This window comes from Candidatus Desulfatibia sp. (assembly GCF_036446775.1).
GTDB lineage: Bacteria > Desulfobacterota > Desulfobacteria > Desulfobacterales > UBA11574 > Desulfatibia_A.
Map to the genome: position 1 here is coordinate 1 of NZ_JAZFTO010000255.1, position 22,819 is coordinate 22,819.

The window sequence follows — 22,819 nt, forward strand, 5'->3', positions numbered from 1 at the left end:
AATGCTCTGAACGGTCAGGCCGATCCAGGCCTGGACAACCTCGCCAAACTTAATAAGATCGGCCACAATCCGCTTGGCTTTATTGATGGGTATGGCAAAACCGATTCCCTGAGCCTTGGCATAGATCGCGGTGTTTATCCCGATGAGCTCACCATGGATGTTCAAAAGCGGCCCCCCGCTGTTTCCGGGGTTAATGGAAGCGTCGGTCTGAATAAAGTCGTGATAAACCATATCTTCAGAGCGTATGCTGCGATTGGTGGCGCTGATGACACCGGTTGTTACTGTGTTTGAAAACCCAAAAGGGTTGCCGATGGCAAAAACCGTTTCACCAACCATCAAGTCGTCGGAGTTGCCCATCTTGATGTCCGGCAGGGGGGTTTGTGAAGCAATGCGCAGCACCGCAAGGTCGGATTCAGGGTCGGCGCCAACAATCTGAGCCTTAAATTCGCGCCCGTCTTTAAGGACCACGGTAATAGTCCCTGTTTTTTGAATGACATGATTGTTCGTTAGAATAAAACCTCTTTTACCGTCGATAATGACCCCGGACCCAAGGCTGGCGCGCTGGTATCGCTGTTCAAATCCGGGATCGAAAAAGTCCTTGAAAAAACCTTCTAAAGAAGGGTCCAGCCCCAGCCCTGAAAACGGGTTGGCCCGCCCACGAACCGCCACCTCGGAACTTATATTGACAACTACCGGGCTGACCTTTCTGACGGCTCTGACAACAGGAGTTTCCCTGCGGTCTTCATTGCTGAGGCCGCGAGAGGGTAATATAATTTGGTGGACAACCAGGGCCCAGAGCGCGGGAAAAAAAATTATTGATTTAAAGCGGTGCAGAGTCATTTTGTCTTAAAAAAGATTTGTAAACGTTGGCAAAGTGTTTATTATACTTATACCATGAGTATTAGAACCATTCAAGACATCTTACCGCTGGTCGAGCAACCCAGTCGTTATTTGGGAACGGAAATCAATGCAATCAAAAAAGACCTCAACGCGGTACAACTGCGTATAGTCCTGGCGTTTCCGGACATGTACGAAATCGGAACATCACATTTCGGCCTTCAAATTCTTTATCATATCTTGAACCGCCACAAGGATATCGCCGCAGAACGGGTTTTTGCGCCCGGGCTTGACATGGCGGCATATCTGAAGTCCGCTGAAATTCCTCTTGTCTCTCTGGAATCTCAACAACCACTGAATCAATTTGATATCATCGGTTTCAGCCTGCTCTATGAACTGAATTATACTAACGTGCTTTATATGCTTGAGCTTGCCAAAATTCCGTTTTTAGCCGGCGAGCGGGACCTGTCATACCCGCTGATCATAGCCGGCGGTCCTTGTGCTTGTAATCCGGAGCCCGTTGCTGATTTTTTTGACGCCATGGTGGTTGGTGACGGGGAGAACGTGATCATAGAGATGTCGCGCGCCTGGATGGAATGGAAGGCCGGCGGCGCCGACGACAAAGAGGCCCTGTTAAAAAAATGGTCTGACATAACAGGTGTTTATGTGCCGGCCTTTTTTAGGCCAAGATATGATGACGCCGGCTTCCAGGCCTTTTTGCCCGGCCTGGAGCAGCACCCAAGGGTTAAGCGAGCCATTATGGGCGATCTGGACCGGGCGCCTTTTCCAGAAAGGCCCATAGTGCCCTTTGGTAAACCCGTGCACGACCGTCTTCGTCTGGAAGTATCCCGGGGCTGCACCCGGGGCTGCCGATTCTGCCAGGCCGGCATGATATATCGACCGGTGCGCGAACGGTCTATGGAGACGCTGATTGCTTTGTTTGAAGCCTCCATGGCCGCTACCGGGTACGAAGATTTGTCGCTTTTATCATTAAGCACGGGGGACTACGAGTGTATCATTCCTCTGATGGAACATCTTATGCAAAGATGTGAGCATCGCCGTGTCGCCGTCTCTTTGCCCTCTCTGCGGGCCGGCTCTTTAACGCCGCAGCTTATGAGTCTGGTCAAAAAGGTTAGAAAAACCGGCCTTACGATTGCACCGGAAGCAGGCAGCCAGAGACTGCGGGATGTTGTTAACAAGAACATTGAAGAAGCGGATATCGTTACCTCGGTTGAGAACGCAACCCGGCTGGGATGGCGGGTGATAAAACTATACTTTATGGTGGGGCTGCCAACCGAGACTATCAAAGACCTACAGGCCATCGTCAGCCTGGTAAGAAACCTTCGTAAGATTAAAGTTAAAAATAGAAAAGGCATAAAAATCAACGTCAGCGTAGCAACGTTTATTCCCAAACCCCACACCCCCTTCCAGTGGGCTTCACAGATTTGTTTGGATGCAGCGCAAGACAAGATACGGTGGTTGCGGGACAAACTAAAGATGCCCGGGGTTCAATTTAAATGGCAGAATCCCGAAGTAAGCCTGCTCGAAGGCTTGTGGTCGCGGGGCGACCGGCGCCTCGGCCGTTTGCTGGTTGCAGCCCATCAAAAGGGTTGCAGGTTTGACGGCTGGAGCGACAAGTTTCAGTATCGATTATGGCAAGAAGCTTTTTCTCAAGAAGGCGTGGAGATCGATTATTATACCACCCGCGCAAGGGCCTTGACGGAGCCGCTTCCCTGGGACCATATCGATGCCGGAGTTGACAAAGATTTTTTGCAAAGCGAATGGGCAAAGGCCCTGGAAGGTGAACATACAGGCGATTGCCGCGACCAAGAGTGCAACAATTGCGGTGTGTGTGACTTTAATCTCGTCGAACCGAAAACACATAGCACCTGTAACGGCACGGCCGCAAATCAGAGGCTGACCGGGCAGCCCACCGAAGCGGTTTATAAAAAGCTGAAGGTCGCTTATTCCAAGCAGGGCCAAGCCAAATATTTTGGGCACCTTGAATTGGTTAATATTGTTTTGCGCGCCATCCGGAGAGCCGGAATACAGGTAAAATTTTCACAAGGCTTTCATCCAAAACCGTTGATATCTTTTGAAGATCCTCTCCCTGTGGGTCTGGAGGGCCTGAAGGAACACTTTTACCTGGAAGTGGCGGCGGGCTTTAATGCGCAAAGTGTTTTAGAAAGATTAAATCCACAGCTTCCCGAGGGCCTAAGGGTCATAGATTGTCAGCCGGCCGCCCCCAGGGCGTTGCGCAACAATTTGACCGCAGCAGTTTATATGGTAACAAAAAAAGATGGTTTTTTTGATGAAAAAGAACTAACAAATTTTCATAACAGCCCGGAAGTTATTTATAGGCGCAACAACCGCAAAGGCCAAACAAAAGAAGTGGATCTTAAAGAGTTAGTTTTAAACATCGAATTGCTGGCCCCTGATCGGTTGCAGATGACGCTGCGATCGGAACCGGGGAAAACGGTGAGACCGCCTGAAGTCCTGGGCCGCATTTTCAGCTTGCCCGCAAATAAAATAAAGCAGACCCAAATAGTTAAAATGAGCTCCGAAAATGTATAAACAAATCGTTATAAATATTACCGAACATGAAACGCGGGTAGCGCTGCTTGAAGACGGCAACATTGCGGAACTTTTCATTGAAAGAGGAGAGGCCTCTGATATCGCAGGCAATATTTACAAAGGTCGGGTCCAGCGTGTCCTGCCGGGCATGCAGGCTGCTTTTGTGGACATAGGCCTTAATCAGGCGGCGTTTATTTATGTGGACGATGTCATCGGCAGCAGCCAGAATGATATCGAAGAGCTCTTTGTTGACCAGGAAGACAACAAAGAGCCTGCGGCTGATATTAATTTAACCGCTCCGATTAGGACCTATGCCCATCGCAACGGCAACATCGAAGAGCTGCTGATAGAAGGCCAGGAGATAATGGTGCATGTTGCCAAATCTCCAATGGGGACCAAGGGAGCACGCGCTACAACCCACATCTCTCTTCCCGGCCGCTTTCTGGTTTTAATGCCGACTTCTGATCATGTCGGGGTGTCCAGGCGTATCGAAGATGAAGTCGAACGGAACCGTTTAAAGCAAATGGTGCAGGAGTTGCGAGAAGACCGTTTTGGCTACATAGCAAGAACCGCAGCCGAAGGGGTCCAGCAAGAAAAACTTGCCAATGAGATGAAGTTTCTTAAAAATCTATGGGGAAACATCCAAAAAAAACATGAAAGCGCCTCGGCGCCGGCGTTGATACACAAAGAGCTTTCCGTTAGCCTTAGGGCGGTTAGGGACCTGTTAATCCATGAAGCCGAAAAGCTGATCATCGATTCTTCCGAGGGGTACGAGTCGGTGCTTGGTTTGTTAGACACGTTTATGCCAAGCTTAAAGAGTTCCGTGGAGCTGTATGAAGGAGCGGAACCAATTTTCGGGGCTTTCAATATCGAGGGTGATATTTCTCGTGCTCTAAAACGCAAAGTATGGCTGAAATCAGGCAGCTACATCGTGATCGAGCATACCGAAGCGCTGGTGGCCATCGATGTCAACACCGGCCGGTATGTCGGCAAGTATAATCTCGAGGAAACCATCTTAAAAACAAACCTTGAGGCGGTTAAAGAGATTGCATATCAAATACGCCTTCGAGATCTCGGCGGCATTATAATAATTGATTTTATCGACATGGAGAAAAAGTCCAACCAAGAGAAGGTCTTTAGTGCGCTGAAGGAAGCTTTAAAAAAGGATCGGAGCAAAACCAACGTGCTTCCCATGTCAGACATGGGGCTGATCCAGATGACGCGCAAGCGGATCAGAAAACCGCTTACACGCATACTGTGCGAGCCGTGCTTTTACTGCGGCGGCGAAGGGTACCTGGTCTCCAAGCAGACGATTTGTTACAATATATATCGGGAGATACTGCGCGAATCATGGGACATGCTGGGGGCCAAGGTCTCGCTGAGGGTAAACCCGGAAATCGCCGAAATTCTCCATGGAGAGGAGAATCATATTATCGTCGCCCTTGAACGCATTATAAACAACCAGATTGTCATATATCCCAACCCCCAGCTGCATGTGGAAGAGTTTGATGTTTTTGAAGTATTAAAAGATTAAAAACAGTTATGCTGTTTGGTGGCCTTGGGTGTTGACATTGAAAAAAATCTGTGTTTTATTATATGGTTTAGTTGTTGATTTTTGACGATGCTGTTTAGGCGGCGCGGATAGTTTTTGTGGGTTTTAGCCTAATTCCAACGCCGCCGCTTCAGAGCGTAGAGCATCTTCGCCGTCCCCCATCGGCGGGATGCCGGGTAGATGTAATAAATAAAGGATGGGTTATGAAAAGAACATATCAGCCAAGCAGAACAAAACGTGCCCGCACCCATGGATTTTTGAAAAGAATGTCAACAAAGCCGGGTCGAAGAATTATTAACCGTCGTAGAGCAAAAGGGAGAAAACGTCTGGCGGTCTAAAGAACAGCTTGTTTTAATAACAAAAAAACGATTTCCCCACCAGAGACTCAAAAGCAGGTCGCCTTGTTAATTTTGCCGACAGGGGCTTCGTTGTTTCAAGTACATTTAAATCAAGACCGGCCGACAAATAAGACATTAAAAACAAGCAAATACAGAGGGATAGCTTCTTTTGCGCTTTTTCTTTACCAAGGCGGACAGAATTTTAAAGCGCCCTGATTTTCTGCGTTTATCAAGGAAAGAAAAAAAAATTTCTAATAAAAATTTTGTAGCTACATATTGTCCGGGGCAATTTGAAAACACACGACTTGGTATTACTGTATCGAAAAAGGTTGGAAACGCAGCGGCTCGCAACAGGATTAAACGCTTTTCTCGAGAATATTTTAGGCTGAATCGACACATGCTCGCCGGCTGCCTGGACATCAACATAACAGCCAGAAAAACAGCGGCCGGGCTAACCTCGGAGCAGACATTTTTGTCGCTGAAAGATATTTTTGACAGAATTTCCAGGAGCAATAATGATTAATAGAGTCTTTATGCGGCTTGCTTTGTTGCCGATACAAGCCTATCAGCTTCTATTGTCTCCTGTTATGGCTCCGAAATGCCGTTTTTACCCAACCTGTTCAGAGTATGCCTATCAGGCCATATCGCACCACGGCCTGCCCAGGGGAGTTTTGTTAGCCTTAAAAAGGATAATAAGGTGCCATCCCTTTAATGCGGGTGGCGTTGATCCGGTTCCTTAAAGGCAGCGGACCAAAAAAATCTGCGCATCAACGGGCAGCGCCTGCTGCTTGTGCGGAGAAGGTCTAACAGCGCGATATGCCGGCGTTTTGATAGATCATTGAGGGATGGTATCGCAAAACGAGCCTGTTGCTCAAGAGTGCGTGCATCTGCCTTCGAACAGCCCCGCAAAGACTCTAACCCTATAGATCAACCAGAAAAACCCTGCTTGTTGAAATATCACAGCGAACGCATCAAAAAACAGACAGAAGCCCTTAAATACGCATACCGCAATAGCGGTGACCGCAGCCTGTCGGTGCAGAGCGGAAATCCCGTTGCAGCGGGGCTGCGAGTCCTTTAGGCCTAACAGAACCGTTTTTGAAATTGAAGTCGGAGAGGAACATGGAGACTGGTCGATTAATTGCCGCCATAGTGCTTTCTATACTAGTGTTTGTCGTCTGGAACTATTTTTTTGTTGGAAAGCAAAAAGTTGAACAGACGAAAAAGACGCCGCAGGCCGAGCAACCGGTTGCCAAGACGCCGGAATTGCCCGCCATAGGGCAAGCCGTTGCCCCCGCTGCCGCACCCCCGCAGGCCCTAGAGCCACAAACACTTCAGACCGCCCGCAGCATTACCGTCAACACGCCGCTGTATACAGTAAAAATCTCAGAAAGGGGGGCCGAGTTTAAGAGCTTTGTCCTTAAGGACTACAGACAAAGCATTGATTTCGCTTCGCCCCTATACGAAATGATACCTCCGGGCATGCAGGGCGGGACGGTCCGGCTTGGGTTTGCGGGAAGAAGCGTTGAAGGCCTTAAGGGGGCGGTGTTCAAAGCAAACCTTGAGTCTGATGTCGTTGATATTGGCGATGGATCAAGGGAGGTTGCATTTTTATGGAGATCCCCCCAAGGATTTGTGGTTGAAAAAAAGTTTGTATTTTCACCCGAAACGTACATGATCGGACTCAACGTAACCTTAACAAACGGCTCCAGCCAAACCGTCCGGGACAAGCTTTTCCTGTCGCTTCTGAAACCAGCCGGCGAAAAGGGCAGCCGGATGGGATTTGAAGGACCGAGCGCGCTCATCAATAACAAGGTCGAGGAAGTCAAAACAAAGAAGATAAAGAAACAAAACGTTTATGACGGCAAGCTCACATGGATATCAATTCAAGGTCGTTATTTCATGTCGGCCATTATTCCCGAGCAAGCCGGCGAAGCCAGCATGCGTCTTTTTCTGCACGCAAACGACCTTCTGGAAAACCAGTATGTTCATCCTGAACGTGTGATTGAGCCCGGGTCCCGACACATATTCAAGTACAATCTTTTTTTGGGACCCAAGAGCTTGAGCATCCTCAAAAAGCTCGATTATGATCTTGACAAAGCTGTTAATTTCGGCTGGTTTGACTTTTTGGCCAAACCCTTTGTTTGGATCATGGATTTTCTGTATAAGCACTTTATTGCCAACTACGGGGTTGCAATCATTATTTTAACGATAATGAGCAAGATCATCCTGTGGCCGCTGGGCAACATAAGCTATAAATCCATGGCAGAAATGAAAAAAATCCAGCCGGAGATCGCCAAACTCAAAGAAAAATATGGTGATGACAAGAAAAAAATGCAAGAAGAAACGATGCATTTGTATAAGGCGTACAAGGTAAACCCGCTGGGCGGATGCCTTCCCATGCTGGTTCAAATTCCTGTATTTTTTGCCCTTTACCGCATGCTGTATGGAGCCATAGAGCTGAGACATGCGCCTTTTTTCGGCTGGATTACCGACCTTTCTGCTCCTGATCGACTGCTCAGGTTTGACGTAGCGATTCCCTTGATGCAGCCGCCCTACGGCATTCCGGTTTTGACCATTGTTATGGGCGCCACCCAGCTGTTGCAGCAGAAAATGTCGCCGCCGCCGGGAGATCCTGCCCAGGCCAAAATGATGATGTTAATGCCGCTGGTTTTTACAGTAATTTTTATCAATTTTTCTTCGGGACTTGTTTTATACTGGCTGGTAAACAACATTCTATCAATAGCCCAACAATATTATGTTACAAAGAAAAAGGCTTAATAACGGAGGTGTCCATGTCGCCCTGTTTCGAATTTGAAGACAAAAGTGTTGAAAAGGCCATCCAAAAAGCGTGTGCGGAGCTAAACATACCCGCAGAAGAACTTCAACACGATGTTATATCTTATGGATCGACCGGAATTTTTGGTCTGGTTGGGACCAAAAAGGCGCGGATTCGTGTCACCATGCCGGAGCCGGCCCCGGAGCTTGGGCCTGAAGCGCCCGATAAGGTTATAAGCGACGAATGGTCTAAGAAGCAAACCAAAGCAGAGGCCGAGACGATTAAAAGCGCCGCAAGCCGTGAATATATACCCGATCCCGTGGAGGATGACTCCACAGAAATCGGTAAAGATGCTTTGCAGCGCATCGTCGATTTAATTACTACCGATGCCAAAATATCGGTAAAAGAAGGAAGGGGTCGGATTTTTTTCAATGTAAACGGGGGGGAAACCGGCGTTCTCATCGGAAGGCGGGGGCAAACCCTTGAAGCGATCCAGTATCTTGTTGAAAAAATGGTCAACAAACGCAGCACAAAAAGAATCCGCGTGCAGGTCGATGTTGAAGGCTATTTGCAAAACAGACGCTTTGGTCTGCAAAAACGCGCCAGGCAACAGGCTGACAAGGCCAAGCGTACAGGCAAGCCGGCAACGATGGGACAGATGACTGCTCACGACCGCAGAATCGTCCATCTGGCCTTAAAAGATGACGGCGCGGTACGAACACAAAGTATGGGTGAGGGATATTTAAGGGAGCTGGTTGTTTATCCTAAGAAAAACTCCGGCAGATAATCAATGGAACAAGACACTATCGCCGCCGTAGCAACGCCCGTCGGCAGCGGCGGTATCGGCATAATCAAAATTTCAGGCCGAGACGCCCTGTCAATTGCCGCCGCCATTTTTCAAAAGACGGGCGACGCCACTGATGGGTCTCGAACTACAGATGCGCACCTTGCTGCCGCCATGCAGTCACACCGCCTTTATCATGGACATATTGTGGACCCTGAAAACGGAAGGGTTCTGGACGAAGTGCTGATTTCGGCGATGTCGGCACCCCGCACCTATACCAGGGAGGACGTTGTTGAAATAAACACCCATTCCGGGCAGGTAGTGCTTGCCGCGACGCTTGAGTTGGTGTTAAAGCAGGGCGCCCGCCTGGCCGAACCGGGAGAATTTACCAAACGAGCCTATTTAAGCGGACGCATCGATCTAACGCAGGCCGAGGCGGTTGTGGATATTATCAATTCTCGCACAGACAAAGCGCTGGAAATCGCCGCTTCACAAATACGGGGTGATCTGAAACAAAAAGTTGAAGCGATCCGGGACCTTCTGTTAGAAAGCCTGACCGAAATCGAAGCGGCCATAGACTTTCCCGAGGATGTTGAAGATATCATCAAGGACGGGAAAGCCGTTGCGGTTATCGCCAACAAAGCTATTGAGCCTTTAAAAGAATTAATACAGCAATATAAAGAGGCCCATATTTTAAGAGATGGTATAAAAATGGCGGTTGTCGGCAAGCCGAATGTCGGCAAATCGAGCCTTATGAACAGGTTGATCCAAAACGACCGCGCTATTGTTACATCCATTCCCGGCACCACCAGGGATTTAATCGAAGAAACCTTAAACATAGGAGGTATACCGGTTGTTGTGGCTGACACCGCCGGTCTCCACGAAACCGATGATCCGGTCGAGGTTATCGGCATCCAAAAAACAGAGGAATATATTAACAGATCAGATCTGGTTCTTTTTATGATTGACGCCAGCGAGCCCTTGGCCCGCGAAGACCATAGAATCTATGAAACCATCCATAACAAACGGTCGGTTCTGGTTCTTAATAAGATCGACCTTGTTAACAATAAAGACGGGCCGGAACTTCCCGATACGTGGGAGCAAACACCGGCCATCAAGATATCGGCGCTTTACGGAGAGGGGCTCGGCGCGCTGAAGGACTTAATCGTAAAAATTGCTATGGGTGACTTTCAGCTCGAAGCCGAAAATGCGACCATTCCTAATTTGCGGCATAAAATTGCCCTGGAACGCTGCTTGCAGCTGACGGCTTCCGCGGTAGAAGCAATCAACAACAAGACGCCTTTTGAGCTTATCGCCATCGATATCCAGGAAGCGATCGATGCTTTGGGGGAAATTGTCGGGCTTACCACCCGAGAAGATGTCATCGATCAAATTTTCAGTCGTTTCTGCATCGGAAAATAAGCATTGATGAATTCGTAAAAAGTCGAATTCATCACGTTTTAGGTTATTGTTTTACAATTATTTACAAATACTTAAAACGTTCGTAAAAAGGAAAGTTTTACTTTTTACGAAAACATCAACATTAGCAAAAAGTAAAAAAGGGGCTTTTTACGATACCGGCAACTTTATGTTTCACGTGAAACAGTCATAAAAAATTGGGCAAGGGCATTGGTGATGGAAATAGACTTTACGCCGTATTTCGAGCAATACAAAGCAGTTTCAAAAATGGCGGACGACGTTTTTGAGCGTGTGAAAAAAGAACATCCCAAGGGTGTTGCATGCGCAATCAAATGCGCCGACTGCTGCTACGCGCTTTTTGACCTTGCCCTGATCGAAGCGCTTTATATCAACCATAAGTTCAACCAAAAATTTCAGGGCAAGGAACGTGAGCCGTTGATTGAAAAAGCGAATCGCGCCGACCGCAAGGTGTATATGATTAAAAGAAGAGCATATCAAAAGATGCAGTCCGGGAAAAAAGAAGTTGAACTCTTGACGGATTTGGCTGCGGAACGCTGTCGCTGCCCCCTGCTGAACGCCAAAGATTTGTGTGACCTCTATGAAGAGCGGCCCATAACATGCAGACTTTACGGAATCCCCACTTCCATCGGTGGCAGCGGTCATACTTGCGGAAAATCAGGCTTCGAAGAGGGCAAACAGTATCCGACGGTTAGCCTGGATACAATCCAGGGGAAGCTTTTTGTAATTTCTCAGGAACTGGTCGCCGGCATAAAAACCAAACATGTTAAAATGGCGGATATGCTGGTACCGGTCTCCATGGCACTTATTACGGTTTACGACGCGGAACATCTAGGGATGACAAAAACCGCCAAAGGTACAGATAAAAAAGGTCAGGCTGATGACTGAAATTGCCCCGGAAGAACAGGAAAAGAGAAAAAAGGCCATTTTCGACGGTATGTCAACACGGCTCCAGAAGCATATCCTTAAAAAAGGGTATGCGGAATGGGACCCGTTTCAAGAGCCCAAAGACCCTATCGATATTCGTAAAGATAAAACCAAGCGTACGACCCAAACGCTTGTACGCGAGTTCTTATACACCAGAACCTCGGAAGAATACAGCAATGAATATGGGCGTGGTGTCTTTGATCTTTGCCTGGGAATCATCAATGACGATGACAGGTACAGAGGCATGTTCGAGTTTTCAGTCTGGTACCATGCTCTGCTGCGCAAAGAAGGATATACCGAATGAAATATCCGGGCCAAGCCCGGAGATTTCATGATTAGTCTTGGTTAAAAACCAGCTTGCCCCCGCAAAACCCGGCAATGCCCGCTGCGCTCAACAACACCAAATGAACGCCAAGAAACATCCAGCGGTTTGCGGATGTCGCTGCGGCGATATTGGGATCCATGATGCGCCACACAACCAGGATTATCGAAGTCAACAAGACCACAAACCCACAGACCATCTTGACCCCAAAAATGCCCGTAAGCTTTCCATCAAACTTTTTTTGCCAGTCGATATACCCGGAAAACAGCACCAGGGGCAGGGCCAGGACGACATAGACCATATTGTAAAACGCTGCCAGTGCAAGATTTTCAAGCTGGAAGAAAATTGCCAGGGCAACAAAAAGCACGGCAGCGGGCGCAACGCCGTTGGGGATATGAACGGAAATCGGATGAACATGGTGTTTGGATATCAGGGCGGTCACGAAACCATAAAGTTTCGACCAGGGAGTCAATGCTGCTGTGGAGGGCGGGGACGGCCGATCAGGCTCTGCCGCACCAGTTTCTGGGGAATTAACTTCAACAAACTTGCTGCGGTCAGCACCGCACACAGGGCATTTTTCAGGAGGATCATCTCCTGCGTGAATATAGCCGCAAACCGTACACCGCCATTTTTTCATAGGGAGTCTCTTTGCGTGGTTACTAGGGTTGATGGCGTCGTAAAAAGTCCCATCTACTACGCCTTTTTATCCCGACGAGGTTTGGCGGGGGTATACGAACCTTTTTACTTAGCCATCTATAGTTGAATTCGTGACTTTTTACGACGCCATCAGGGTTGTCAAAGCCCAATCATGAAGCTCCACAAAATACCGGCACAGATTGCGGAGCCAATAACGCCGGATGAGTTGCAGGCCATGGCATGCATTAGCAGGAAGTTTTCAGGATCTTCTGACAGGCCCACCAGATGCACCTCGCGGGCCGACCCCGGAACTGCAGACACGCCGGCGGCTCCCAACAGAGGGTTGATTTTTACTTTAAGAAAAAGATTCATGATTTTAGCGAAAATTACACCGGAGGCGGTGGCGATACTAAAGGCGACGGCACCAAGAAAGAAAATACCCACGGATTTCGGTGTTAAAAACACATCGCCCTGGGTGCTGGCGCCGACCGTTAAGCCTAATAGTATGGTTGCGGTGTCGATAATGGACGTACGGGCGGTCTGGGCCAGGCGTTCGGTTACACCGCACTCTTTTAAGAAATTGCCGAAAAAGAACATGCCCAGCAGCGGTATGGAGGCCGGCGCCAGAAAACAGGAGAGCAGCACAGCGGCAACGGGAAAAAGGACGCGTTCTTTTTTGGATACTTCACGGAGCTCCGGCATCCGGATCAGCCGTTCCTCGCGGCTGGTCAGAAGCCGCATGATGGGCGGCTGGATCACGGGAATCAGAGCCATGTAAGAATAGGCGGCGATAGCGACGGGGCCGATCAGATGGGGTGCCAGTTTAGCAGTGAGAAATATGGACGTCGGCCCGTCGGCCCCGCCGATAATAGCAATGGAGGCGGCTTCCCTAGGCAGATAGCCGAGCGCCATGGCGCTTAGCAGGGTAAAGAATATTCCCATCTGGGCGGCGGCACCCAACAGCATGAGGATGGGACGCGCCAGCAATGAAGAAAAATCGGTCATCGCTCCTAGACCAAGAAAAACGATCGAAGGGTACAGGCCGCTGGTGACGCCGAAATAGAGATAGTGCAAAACACTGTTGTTTTCATATATGCCCAGCCCAAATCCTTTGAAAAAAGGGACATTGCCTACTAAAATGCCAAAACCGATCGGAACCAGCAAAAGCGGTTCATACTCTTTGGCAGTGCCCAGATACAAAAAGACGAAACCGACAACGATCATTATGAGGTGGCGGTAGTCGGCCAGATAGAACCCGGTATTAGATAAAAATTGAAAAAAAAGTTCCATGGATTGCCCTCTGTTGCTCTTACGGCGCGGCTATGCGTAAATATAAATTTATTGTTTCCAGAAAAAATACCCTTTTCCATCCGGGGCAATGAGTCCGGCCTTTAGCAGGTCATTAATTGCTGAATGCGGACGAGGCAGCCCGCTCAATTCAGCAAGGCCTAAAAGTTTTGGAAGGGGAAAAGGTTCGCCGAGTCGGTCTGAGATCAGTCTGAACTGACGGGCGGACACGGCAAGATTTTGCATCCTTAAAGGGTCAGAAGCAGGGAAATCCTCTGCGCCGCATGCTTTTTGAAGGCCTTTGTCGTTTTGAGATGCTGCCCGGTCATCCAGGAAATTAAGAATCTTGTGGAACTGGGCAATGGTCGAAGAAAGAACAACCAGAGCGGCAAAGACGATGATAACCCCCGCAACAGCCATGGCCCAGCCGTTGTGGGTCGATATTGCTTCTAAACCATACAATGGGCACCTCCTTAAACGAGAGAGCAAAGCAAGGGGTCGGCTAAGCCGACAGCCGATCCTTATGGCGCTCTGTTATAATTTCCGTGTTATATCAACACGTTATGGCGGTACAGCTGCCATGGTTGCACACTATGTAGCATTTATGGGGCCGCAGAATCAAGGACTTGATTGATCAAAAATTATCTTGCGGGTCTGCACTCTGGGCAAAAAACATTCTTTCCGACGCAATCATATTGATTTTGTTCATGATTTTATTGCCCAGGGCGGCGTTGCTTTGAATCAGACTCAAAAACTTATCGCCCGGTATAGCTACAACTTCGCTGTCGGTCAGGGCCACTGTCGTACCTTTGTAGCGCAACGGGGTGAAAACAGCAGACCAGCCCATGATTTTGCCCTTATCGTGCAACGTAATCGCCCGGCCACCTTTAAAAGAAATCATAAAGTTGCCGGATAAAATAATAAAAAAAGTACGGGCAGGAGCACCGATGCGTGTGAGGATTTCCGCCTCGTCAACTTGTACGGGGCGCGCAATTGATTGTACTTGCTTGAGTTCCTCGGGTTTTAATGCGTCAAAAAGATCAATTGATTCTAATGTCATCGTGTTTGTCGGCAAACTTAATCCTTTCGGGTAGTCAAGTCAGGAAATAAATTATAGTCGCAACAAATTTAAAGATGGTCTAATTTGGTTCAACATTCTGAAAAAAGTCAACAAAAAAATTAATAAATCGTACCACCATTCCATTTGAGGTACACTATAGCGGTTTCCATCAATATGTTCCGACTGATTGATTCATTTCCTTTAATCTTATTAGGAAGTCGTCGGATGATTTCGTTTAGGCCGGGACGCTGTCTGAGTAAATTAGAGCGCGTTAAAGAGAACATCATCAAAGCGCCTCAATTTGATGATAAAAATCATATTGCTGCGCTATATTCTTAAAACCATAGCCATGTTCGCTTTTACGCGCTTTTATTTGCGAGTTCTTGCCGACCTAAACGAAATTATCCGACGGCTGAACGGAACGTTATTTTGAGAACCACCACAAACTCCTTGGGGGTGGAATCAAATCCGGACCCTCAGGGCTCGAGTCCGTTACTTTACTTTTCTGCCGGCGGTTCTGTATGAGAAAGGCGGGCTAGGTACTGTTCCCATTCCATAGGGAGCAGCTGTTTTTTGGCGTTGTTGCATTCCTTGCAGGCGGCGGCCACGTTTCCTTTAGTGCTCTTGCCGCCGCGGGCAATAGGCACAATGTGGTCCATGGTGAGATCCTTGAGAGGGGTGGCGCGGCCGCAGTAGTGGCAGACTCCCTTGTTCAGGCGGCGTTTCCACCACTGGGAGGCCCTCAGGTCCCGGGCCTTGCGCCGTTCGCGCTTGATGTCGGCCTCATCCAAATCGTATGCAAAGGGGGTCATAAATAAAATCGTCCTACGATTTTATAGAGCGCGGCTACGCGTAACCTCTCCATAGGTTAGGGTTTAGAAAATCGTCGGGCTTCAGAATTTTTCAAAAAAGGGATGATATGAAAGAATCATCAGTAACCAAACTTTCTTAAAGCTTTGGTATCTTTGCTCCAATTTTTCTGTACGCGCACAAAAAGCTTTAAAAAGACTTTCGTACCCAGCATGCGTTCGATTTCTTGCCTGGCCGCCTGGCCGATCTGCTTGAGCTTGCTGCCGTTTTTGCCGATTACCATGCCTTTTTGGGAGGCACGCTCAACGTGGATGGTTGCGTTAATTTTTACAAGGGCGCCTTTTTTCTGTTCAGAAAATGAATCCACGGAGACGGCTGTGGAATAGGGTATTTCCTGACCGGTTGTGCGGAAAACTTTTTCGCGTATCATTTCGGCAGCAATAAAGCGTTCCGGCATATCAGTGATGGTATCTTCGGGAAACAAGGGCGGACCTTTGGGCAGCAAAGATTCCATGGTCTCGATGAGTTCTTCAACCTGAGCGCCCAGGATGGCTGAAACCGGCATTATGGCTTCGAAAGAATATTTCTTGGACCATTGATCCATCATGGTAAGCAGCAGCGGCTTTTTAATTAAATCTATCTTGTTGAGCACAAGCACGACAGGCTGCTTTAAGGCCTTTAATTTTTTTACTAAAAAAGCTTCGGCATCCGGATCAGGGACGGCCGCGTCGACAACAACCAGGATGACATCCACATCCCCCATGGCTGTAAGGGCGGCCTCTACAATTCTGATGTTAAGCGGACGTCTTGCTTGATGAACGCCCGGTGTATCCAGGAAAAGAAGCTGTGACCCCGGCCTGTGTAAAACACCGAGGATGCGGTTACGAGTAGTTTGCGGCTTTTTTGAAGTAATCGAAAGTTTTTGGCCCAGCATCTGGTTTAACAGCGTTGATTTGCCCACATTGGGAGCACCGGCAATGGCGACAAATCCGGATCTGAAATCAGCAAATTGATTTTTGATATGCGACACGCGTTTCACCTCAATAATATTTATCAGACCCCAGTACCATCAAAAGGAGCTACGGGGCAGGCAGGACCAACAGGATATCAAGGATTTATTTATAAGTTTCACAGCTTCCGGCCGGTCCCCTTGAAAGCGGGGAAGAAACGGTGAAAAACGAATCCACCCAAAGGATTTTTTTATGTTGACCCATCATTATTGAAAAGTTGCGTTTCCTTTTTTGGCGCATGGTCGATTAACTGTTCAACGGCATTCCAAACAGCGTCTTTGCCCAGGCGTGACTTGGTGGAAAACAGGACCAGGTCGTCGACATCAACCCCTAAGGCTTTAGCATGGGCAAGGCGCTGCTTAATCCGGTTTGTTTTGGAGAGCTTATCCGCCTTGGTAAGTATCAGAACGCAGGGCTTGTTGTAATAATGGAGCCAATCAATAAAGTTTGCTTCCTGCATGCCGGGTGTCCGCCGAACATCCATGATGAGCACGACACCCTTTAATGCCTGTCTGGTTGAAAGGTATGTCTCGATCATGGGCCCCCATGATTTGCGCACGGATGCCGGAACTTTGGCATATCCATATCCCGGCAGATCTACAAAAGAGAACTCTTTGTTGATCAAAAAAAAGTTAATCAACTGGGTGCGTCCGGGAGTCCTGCTGGTCTTGACCAGACGTTTGCGATTTAAGAGCGTATTTATCAGGGAAGATTTCCCCACATTAGAGCGCCCGGCAAACGCGATCTCCGGCAAATCAGCGGATGGATAGTGATCCGGTTTGACAGCGCTTTTAACGAATTCGGCGGACTTGATAATCATGGTTGATATACAAGATACATGATGTAAGGCACAGGGTGCAAGATGCATCATAGATCCGGTATAGTTTTAATATACTTTTCCAGTCGATCCATCCCCTCGGAGATATTTTCCAAGGAAGTTGCATAAGAAAATCTAAGATAACCTTCAGCGTTTTTTCCAAAATCAATGCCGGGTGCCACCCCCACATGGGCCTTTTCCAGAATTTCAAAGGCAAGTTTATATGAGTCGCTCGAAATGTGTTTTGCGTTTGCAAACACATAGAACGCCCCCGTGGGTTCAACAGTTATCCCCAAACCCATGTCTTTCAAACGGCGAATCATATATTGTCTGCGCTCGTTATATATTTGCTTCATTTGCAAAATGTCATTTCCAGCCTCCTTGAGGGCGGTGATGCCGGCCATCTGCACCATGGCGTTGGCGGAAATAAAAAAATTTTGCTGGACCTTTTGTATAGGCCGGATAAAGTCCCTGGGTGCAATCATGTATCCAAGCCTTAAGCCTGTCATGGCATAGAGTTTAGAGAAGCCGTTAAAAACAAAAGCCTTGTCTGTAAATTCAAGGACAGAGTGTTCTTTGCCTTCATAAACCAGGCCGTGATAAATTTCATCTGAAATGATATAGGGAGAGCCTGCTTCCAAAACCAGCTCGGCAATGGCCTGCATCCGGCTTGCCGATAGGAGGTTGCCGGTTGGATTCGACGGAGAATTGATTAAGACGGCCTTGGTTTGCGGTGTTATCTTTGCTTTGATGGCCTCAGGTCGATATTGAAAGCCGTCTTCCTCATAGACCGGTACGGTAACCGGCCGGCCCTGTACGAACTTGATGAAATTGGGATAGCAGGCATAATGAGGATCTGAAATAATGACCTGGTCATCCTTTTCCAGGAGCGCTGCAAACATGACAAACATGGCCGGTGACGTCCCGGAGGATATCACCACCCGGCCAGGATCTATGGAAACATTGTAGGTGTCAAAATAATGTTCGCAAATGGCTTCCCGCAGCTCTAGAATACCGAGGCTGTGAGTATAATGAGTATGGCCGTCATTGAGAGCCTTGCACGCGGCATCCTTGATGCACTGGGGCGTGTCAAAATCAGGCTCCCCCACCTCCATGTGGATGATATGAGCGCCCTTGCGCTCCATTGCATGGGCTTTTTCAAGAACATCCATGACGATAAAAGGGGTCATTTCCTGCGTTCGCTTTGAAATCATTTCCCCACCCTTCTTAACCCCGCCTTCAGCGGAATCAACGCTGCGCTACGACCCGCAACCCGCAACTTGATTTCTAGACTACTTTATTGAGCGGATATTCAATAATGCCTTCAGCGCCGTTTTTCAGTAGCTCAGGAATAAGATCCCTGACGACAGTTGATTCTACCACGGTTTCGATTGCAAACCAGTTTGAGTCATAAAGCGGGGCAACCGTAGGAGCATTGAGGCTCGGCAGCAATGACACTATCCGTTTCATATGTTTTTCAGGAACATTCATTTTCAGGCCGACCAGTTTTTCAGCCAGAAGAGCGCCTTTGAGTAACAGCGCAAGCTGTTCTAATTTCTTTTTTTTGGCAGGATGCTTCCAGGCATCATGGTTGGCAATCAATTGGGTATTGGTCTGCATCAATTCATGGACAATTCTCAAACCATGGGCCCTAATAGTGCTTTCGGTTTCCGTAACTTCCACGATGGCATCTGCCAGACCGGATACCACTTTGGCTTCGGTTGCCCCCCATGAAAACTCAACAACAACATTAATATTGCGTTCAGCAAAGTACTCTTTAGTAAATTCTACCAGCTCCGTTGATATCTTTTTTCCTTCCAGATCTTCCAGCTTTTTGATGGGCGAATCGTAGGTAACCGCCAAGACCCAGCGGGCCGGTCGCGCACTTACTTTAGAATAGACAAGGTCAGCTACCACGTGCACGCTGGAGCTGTTTTCAACGATCCAGTCCTTGCCGGTGAGCCCGGCATCCAGGGTGCCGCTCTCCACATGACAGGACATCTCCTGGGCTCTGCAGATGGCGCATTCAATCGTATCATCGTTGATTTCCGGGAAATAGCTTCGGCCGTTGACGTTAATTTTCCACCCGCTGCGTCTGAACAGAGCAATGGTTGCGTTTTGCAGGCTTCCTTTGGGAATTCCCAGCTTTAACAGCGTTGTCATTTTTTATATACCTCCTCGGGATCAAATACCGGCTTGGCGGTGATTTTGACAGTTCCATTTTCTATCTGTTTAAAAAAACAGCTCTTATATCCGGTGTGACAGGCCGCACCACCAAGCTGCTCAACTTTAAGCAAAACAGTGTCATCATCACAGTCAACCCTGATTTCTTTGACAAGTTGCAGATTTCCCGATGTTTGGCCTTTGACCCACAATGTCTGCCGGCTGCGGCTGTAATACGTGGCCTGACCGCTGGAAAGCGTTGCGCGCCATGCTTCTTCATTCATAAAGGCCAGCATTAATACCTCGCCGGTTTGATAATCCTGGACCACAGCAGGTACCAGGCCGCCGAGTTTTTCAAAATCAAGCTTGATCATATAGTACGCCTTTTGTTAAATATCAGCCTTGATGATCTCGTAAAAAGTCACGAATTCAACTATAGAGGGCTAAGTAAAAAGGTTCATATACCCCCGCCAAACCTCGGCGGGATAAAAAGGCGTAATATTTTTTCAGGAACGAGGCCATACATGTAGTATGCCGAGTGTCTGCAAAAATACTACAACGCAGTAGATGGGACTTTTGACGACGCCATCAGCCTTATGGTTTATGCAACGTTAAGGCAAATTAAAACTATATCAAATAACGAGAATTCGGAGCAAAGTCAAACTCTTTTTGCCTTGTCTGCACAAAAAATGCACTATCCGGATGCAGGATGATCACCTTGCATAAACGAACGATATTTGTTAGCATGCAAGCCTTGGAATCTTTCTCCAACATGGCTTGCCCGGCTTGTTGGGTCGTCTTGTCCCGTCGTAGCTCAAAGAGCGAAGTCGGAAGCTGAAAGCGACCGGTCGGGTCGTAGCCGGAGGCGCAGCCTGAAGCCTAAAGGATAAACAAAATCGAGAGAAATCAGTAACGCAGCCTAAGATGGTTCATGGATATCCGCAAACCAATAACAATTAACAGATAACGCCAGATCGGGTTTTGGTTTATGCCTAAACGCAAAAGTACTGCGCAGATATTAAAAAAGCGCGCCAGAAAGCGAAAGGGGGGCTTTTTAGCGAAAATTGTGCGGTGGGCTTGCTGGTCGTTTGTCCTGCTGGTGATTTGCGCCTTGCTTGCCGGGGCCGGGACCTATTTCTACCTTAGCGAAAACCTGCCCAAAATTACCACCCTTAAGGATTATCGTCCCCCGGTTATTACAACCGTGTATTCAGACGATAACCGCAAAATCGCGGAATTTTATAAAGAGCGCCGCATAGTGGTTCCGCTGTCAAAAATGCCCACAATGCTGAAAGAGGCGTTCGTGGCAGCTGAAGATTCAAGGTTTTATACCCACAAGGGCATAGATGTTTTTAGCATTATCAGGGCGTTTTTTAAAAACATCGAGGCGGGAACAATTGTCCAAGGCGGCAGCACGATTACCCAGCAAGTAACGAAGTCTTTTTTGTTGTCACCTGAAAAAAGCTACACCCGCAAACTCAAAGAGGCCATACTGGCCTACCGCATTGACAAATCGTTTAGCAAAGATGAAATTCTTTTTTTATATTTGAATCAAATTTATCTGGGGCATGGAGCTTATGGTGTTGAGGCGGCATCTGAAAACTATTTCGGCAAATCCGTCCAGGAATTGAACCTGGCAGAATGCGCAGTTTTAGCGGGACTGCCCCAGGCTCCCAGCAGGTATTCCCCTTTCAGGCACCCGGAAAGAGCCAAGCAACGCCAGATTTACACTTTAAATCGGATGGTTGCCGAAGGTTATATAACCAACATTCAAGCCACGGAAGCTATTAACCAGGTGCTCGACATCAAGCCCAGGCGCAACTGGTATATTGAAGAGGTTCCGGTCTATACCGAACATATCAGGCGCTATCTTGAGAAAAAATATGGCGCCGACATCCTTTACAAGGAAGGGCTTCAGGTTTATGCGGCCGTGAACATTGAGATGCAAAAGGCGGCTCGGCGGGAAATCACAAAAGGATTAAAAGCTCTGGATAAACGGCAGGGATACAGGGGCCCGTTAAACCATCTTGCGCCCGAAGATATCGAGGCGTTCTCCAAAGAATTTCAGGATGAGCATGATGAAAAACCTTTGGAGGAAGGACAGGTCGTCAAGGGGGTGGTAATAGGGGTTAATGACAACGACAAAACGGTAACAGTACGCATGGGGAATGCCTTGGGAACGATCGATATCAAGGATATGCGCTGGGCACGTAAACCGGACCCGGAGATTGCATTTTATGAAGACAGGGTTAATCGCCCTGGGGAAGTGTTACGCGTTGGGGATGTCATATTCGCAAAAATAAAGGGAAAGATTGAAGATACGGACCTGTGGAGCCTGGCCTTGGAGCAGAAGCCCAAAGTGCAGGCCGCTTTGCTGTGCCTGGAAACCGAAAGCGGCCTGGTTAAGGTAATGGTGGGCGGCCGGGACTTCAAAGAAAGTCAGTTTAACCGGGCGATCCAGTCGCGGCGGCAGCCGGGCTCCGCCTTTAAACCGGTGATATATGCAGCGGCAATTGACAAGGGATATACACCTGCCACCATGATTATCGATTCTCCGATTGTATTTCAGGATACGGAACGTGATTTTACGTGGAAACCCAAGAACTACAAAGAAAAATTTTTCGGCCCCACCCTTTTGCGCAATGCGCTTGCCAAGTCACGCAACGTGGTAACCATAAAGATCTTAAGAGATATTGGCATTGATTATGCCATAGATTACGCCCGCAAGCTTGGTATCACCTCAAGGTTGAGCAGAAATCTTTCTATCGCTCTGGGATCATCCGGCGTATCATTGCTTGAACTGGTCACCGCTTATTCGGTTTTTGCCAATTCCGGCTATCGTGTGGAGCCGGTTTTTATTACAAAAATCGTTGATCGGGACGGGAATGTAATTGAGGAAGCGCCCCCTGTCAGAGAAAAAGTCATGGAGAAAAATACGGCTTATATCATGACCAGCCTGCTTGAGAGTGTGGTCAAACAGGGAACCGGTCGCAGGGTGAGGGCGCTGGGTCGGCCGGTGGCCGGCAAAACCGGTACCACTAACAACCTGTTTGACGCCTGGTTCCTCGGTTTTACACCCCGTTATGTGACCGGCACGTGGGTCGGATTTGACGAAGAAGGCCCGCTGGGCAAGCACGAAACGGGCGCCAGAGCCGCAAGCCCCATATGGCTGGGCTTCATGAAAAATATCCTGCAAGATAAACCTGTCAGGGCGTTTCAGGTGCCGGAAGGGATTGTCTTTTCTAAAATTGATGCGGCAACTGGTCTTTTGCCCATACCTGAATCTGAAAAAACGATTTTCGAAGGCTTTAAGGAGGGCTCTGTTCCCACCGAATATACCAGGAAGCCGGGTACGGTTACTGAGCCGGAACAGTTTTTTAAATCAGATATGTGATCAAGCCGTCCCGTCTGAGAGATTGGGAATGAAGCCGGGGGGAGCAATTCCTCCGGCTTTTTGAATTTTAGAAAAGGGAACCGTAAAGAAATTTG

23 protein-coding genes are annotated in these 22,819 nt (G+C 48.2%); 12 read left to right on the plus strand and 11 right to left on the minus strand.

All coding sequences use genetic code 11. The features are described from left to right. The coding region (locus V3S16_RS11985) for a trypsin-like peptidase domain-containing protein (RefSeq protein ID WP_413885237.1) at positions 1-840 on the minus strand (840 nt) is incomplete at its 3' end. A 54-nt stretch (positions 841-894) separates the two neighbouring features. On the opposite strand from V3S16_RS11985, the gene V3S16_RS11990 reads away from it, so the two are divergent. The 11 genes from V3S16_RS11990 (at position 895) to V3S16_RS12040 (ending at position 11,529) form a co-directional block, all read left to right on the plus strand. Continuing rightward, positions 895-3,411: a TIGR03960 family B12-binding radical SAM protein gene (locus V3S16_RS11990; protein WP_413885239.1), complete on the plus strand. Its 2,517-nt coding sequence runs from the start codon at positions 895-897 to the stop codon at positions 3,409-3,411. Further along, positions 3,404-4,945 carry an Rne/Rng family ribonuclease gene (locus V3S16_RS11995; RefSeq protein WP_413885241.1) on the plus strand — a complete coding sequence of 514 codons (1,542 nt, stop codon included), beginning with the start codon at positions 3,404-3,406 and terminating at the stop codon, positions 4,943-4,945. The genes V3S16_RS11990 and V3S16_RS11995 overlap by 8 nt, the downstream gene beginning before the upstream one ends. A gap of 221 nt (positions 4,946-5,166) precedes the next feature. Further along, entirely contained in the window at positions 5,167-5,301 is a 135-nt protein-coding gene (gene rpmH, locus V3S16_RS12000; protein ID WP_413885243.1) for a 50S ribosomal protein L34, read from the plus strand. A 169-nt stretch (positions 5,302-5,470) separates the two neighbouring features. Continuing rightward, positions 5,471-5,824 carry a ribonuclease P protein component gene (gene rnpA / locus V3S16_RS12005; protein ID WP_413885244.1) on the plus strand — a complete coding sequence of 118 codons (354 nt, stop codon included), beginning with the start codon at positions 5,471-5,473 and terminating at the stop codon, positions 5,822-5,824. Beyond that, positions 5,817-6,041 (plus strand): membrane protein insertion efficiency factor YidD, encoded by a 225-nt coding sequence (yidD, locus tag V3S16_RS12010; protein WP_413885246.1) that lies wholly within the window; start codon positions 5,817-5,819, stop codon positions 6,039-6,041. The genes rnpA and yidD overlap by 8 nt, the downstream gene beginning before the upstream one ends. Positions 6,042-6,250: 209 nt before the next feature. Next, positions 6,251-6,379, plus strand: a complete 129-nt coding sequence (locus tag V3S16_RS12015) for a hypothetical protein (protein WP_413885248.1) — start codon at positions 6,251-6,253, stop codon at positions 6,377-6,379. Between the two features lie 41 nt (positions 6,380-6,420). Further along, complete coding sequence (gene yidC / locus V3S16_RS12020; protein WP_413885250.1) at positions 6,421-8,079, plus strand: membrane protein insertase YidC; 1,659 nt, start codon at positions 6,421-6,423, stop codon at positions 8,077-8,079. 14 nt (positions 8,080-8,093) lie between these two features. After that, on the plus strand, positions 8,094-8,864 hold the full coding sequence (gene jag, locus V3S16_RS12025) for an RNA-binding cell elongation regulator Jag/EloR (protein WP_413885252.1): 771 nt from the start codon (positions 8,094-8,096) through the stop codon (positions 8,862-8,864). A gap of 3 nt (positions 8,865-8,867) precedes the next feature. After that, complete coding sequence (mnmE, locus tag V3S16_RS12030; RefSeq protein WP_413885254.1) at positions 8,868-10,283, plus strand: tRNA uridine-5-carboxymethylaminomethyl(34) synthesis GTPase MnmE; 1,416 nt, start codon at positions 8,868-8,870, stop codon at positions 10,281-10,283. Positions 10,284-10,496: 213 nt separating this feature from the next. After that, positions 10,497-11,186, plus strand: a complete 690-nt coding sequence (locus V3S16_RS12035) for a YkgJ family cysteine cluster protein (protein WP_413885255.1) — start codon at positions 10,497-10,499, stop codon at positions 11,184-11,186. After that, positions 11,179-11,529 (plus strand): hypothetical protein, encoded by a 351-nt coding sequence (locus V3S16_RS12040; protein ID WP_413885257.1) that lies wholly within the window; start codon positions 11,179-11,181, stop codon positions 11,527-11,529. Before V3S16_RS12035 ends, V3S16_RS12040 begins: the two co-directional genes overlap by 8 nt. Before the next feature lie 31 nt (positions 11,530-11,560). Here V3S16_RS12040 and V3S16_RS12045 read toward each other — a convergent pair whose 3' ends face one another. The 10 genes from V3S16_RS12045 to hisI all read right to left on the minus strand — a co-directional run bounded on the left by V3S16_RS12045 (position 11,561) and on the right by hisI (position 19,704). Beyond that, a complete protein-coding gene (locus V3S16_RS12045) occupies positions 11,561-12,184 on the minus strand; it encodes a rubredoxin-like domain-containing protein (RefSeq protein WP_413885259.1) in 624 nt (207 codons plus the stop codon). A 158-nt stretch (positions 12,185-12,342) separates the two neighbouring features. After that, entirely contained in the window at positions 12,343-13,473 is a 1,131-nt protein-coding gene (locus V3S16_RS12050; RefSeq protein ID WP_413885261.1) for a sodium ion-translocating decarboxylase subunit beta, read from the minus strand. Between the two features lie 48 nt (positions 13,474-13,521). Next, positions 13,522-13,932, minus strand: a complete 411-nt coding sequence (locus V3S16_RS12055) for a hypothetical protein (RefSeq protein WP_413885263.1) — start codon at positions 13,930-13,932, stop codon at positions 13,522-13,524. A 172-nt stretch (positions 13,933-14,104) separates the two neighbouring features. After that, on the minus strand, positions 14,105-14,545 hold the full coding sequence (locus V3S16_RS12060; protein WP_413885265.1) for a Crp/Fnr family transcriptional regulator: 441 nt from the start codon (positions 14,543-14,545) through the stop codon (positions 14,105-14,107). Positions 14,546-15,027: 482 nt separating this feature from the next. Next, the gene (locus V3S16_RS12065; RefSeq protein WP_413885267.1) at positions 15,028-15,342 is read right to left on the minus strand and encodes an HNH endonuclease; all 315 of its coding nucleotides are present in this window, start codon (positions 15,340-15,342) and stop codon (positions 15,028-15,030) included. 119 nt (positions 15,343-15,461) lie between these two features. After that, positions 15,462-16,370: a GTPase Era gene (era, locus tag V3S16_RS12070; protein ID WP_413885269.1), complete on the minus strand. Its 909-nt coding sequence runs from the start codon at positions 16,368-16,370 to the stop codon at positions 15,462-15,464. 170 nt (positions 16,371-16,540) lie between these two features. Then, positions 16,541-17,170: a ribosome biogenesis GTP-binding protein YihA/YsxC gene (yihA, locus tag V3S16_RS12075; protein WP_413885270.1), complete on the minus strand. Its 630-nt coding sequence runs from the start codon at positions 17,168-17,170 to the stop codon at positions 16,541-16,543. Positions 17,171-17,217: 47 nt separating this feature from the next. Next, complete coding sequence (locus V3S16_RS12080) at positions 17,218-18,381, minus strand: pyridoxal phosphate-dependent aminotransferase (RefSeq protein WP_413885271.1); 1,164 nt, start codon at positions 18,379-18,381, stop codon at positions 17,218-17,220. 73 nt (positions 18,382-18,454) lie between these two features. Beyond that, positions 18,455-19,330, minus strand: a complete 876-nt coding sequence (gene hisG / locus V3S16_RS12085; RefSeq protein WP_413885273.1) for an ATP phosphoribosyltransferase — start codon at positions 19,328-19,330, stop codon at positions 18,455-18,457. Then, positions 19,327-19,704: a phosphoribosyl-AMP cyclohydrolase gene (hisI, locus tag V3S16_RS12090; RefSeq protein WP_413885275.1), complete on the minus strand. Its 378-nt coding sequence runs from the start codon at positions 19,702-19,704 to the stop codon at positions 19,327-19,329. Before hisI ends, hisG begins: the two co-directional genes overlap by 4 nt. 614 nt (positions 19,705-20,318) lie before the next feature. Between hisI and V3S16_RS12095 the strand changes: the two genes are divergently transcribed. Continuing rightward, positions 20,319-22,724, plus strand: coding sequence for a penicillin-binding protein 1A (locus tag V3S16_RS12095; protein WP_413885277.1), 2,406 nt, complete (start codon positions 20,319-20,321; stop codon positions 22,722-22,724). The last annotated feature ends 95 nt before the right edge of the window (positions 22,725-22,819 follow it).

What these genes read in the sequence shown, in the direction of transcription:
- V3S16_RS11990 (WP_413885239.1), top strand. Translation starts at nt 895, where the DNA reads ATGAGTATTAGAACCATTCAAGACATCTTACCGCTGGTCGAGCAACCC.
- V3S16_RS11995 (WP_413885241.1), top strand. Translation starts at nt 3,404, where the DNA reads ATGTATAAACAAATCGTTATAAATATTACCGAACATGAAACGCGGGTA.
- rpmH (WP_413885243.1), top strand. Translation starts at nt 5,167, where the DNA reads ATGAAAAGAACATATCAGCCAAGCAGAACAAAACGTGCCCGCACCCAT.
- yidD (WP_413885246.1), top strand. Translation starts at nt 5,817, where the DNA reads ATGATTAATAGAGTCTTTATGCGGCTTGCTTTGTTGCCGATACAAGCC.
- yidC (WP_413885250.1), top strand. Translation starts at nt 6,421, where the DNA reads ATGGAGACTGGTCGATTAATTGCCGCCATAGTGCTTTCTATACTAGTG.
- jag (WP_413885252.1), top strand. Translation starts at nt 8,094, where the DNA reads ATGTCGCCCTGTTTCGAATTTGAAGACAAAAGTGTTGAAAAGGCCATC.
- mnmE (WP_413885254.1), top strand. Translation starts at nt 8,868, where the DNA reads ATGGAACAAGACACTATCGCCGCCGTAGCAACGCCCGTCGGCAGCGGC.
- V3S16_RS12035 (WP_413885255.1), top strand. Translation starts at nt 10,497, where the DNA reads ATGGAAATAGACTTTACGCCGTATTTCGAGCAATACAAAGCAGTTTCA.
- V3S16_RS12040 (WP_413885257.1), top strand. Translation starts at nt 11,179, where the DNA reads ATGACTGAAATTGCCCCGGAAGAACAGGAAAAGAGAAAAAAGGCCATT.
- V3S16_RS12045 (WP_413885259.1), bottom strand. Translation starts at nt 12,184, where the DNA reads ATGAAAAAATGGCGGTGTACGGTTTGCGGCTATATTCACGCAGGAGAT.
- V3S16_RS12050 (WP_413885261.1), bottom strand. Translation starts at nt 13,473, where the DNA reads ATGGAACTTTTTTTTCAATTTTTATCTAATACCGGGTTCTATCTGGCC.
- V3S16_RS12065 (WP_413885267.1), bottom strand. Translation starts at nt 15,342, where the DNA reads ATGACCCCCTTTGCATACGATTTGGATGAGGCCGACATCAAGCGCGAA.
- yihA (WP_413885270.1), bottom strand. Translation starts at nt 17,170, where the DNA reads ATGATTATCAAGTCCGCCGAATTCGTTAAAAGCGCTGTCAAACCGGAT.
- V3S16_RS12080 (WP_413885271.1), bottom strand. Translation starts at nt 18,381, where the DNA reads ATGATTTCAAAGCGAACGCAGGAAATGACCCCTTTTATCGTCATGGAT.
- hisG (WP_413885273.1), bottom strand. Translation starts at nt 19,330, where the DNA reads ATGACAACGCTGTTAAAGCTGGGAATTCCCAAAGGAAGCCTGCAAAAC.
- hisI (WP_413885275.1), bottom strand. Translation starts at nt 19,704, where the DNA reads ATGATCAAGCTTGATTTTGAAAAACTCGGCGGCCTGGTACCTGCTGTG.
- V3S16_RS12095 (WP_413885277.1), top strand. Translation starts at nt 20,319, where the DNA reads ATGCCTAAACGCAAAAGTACTGCGCAGATATTAAAAAAGCGCGCCAGA.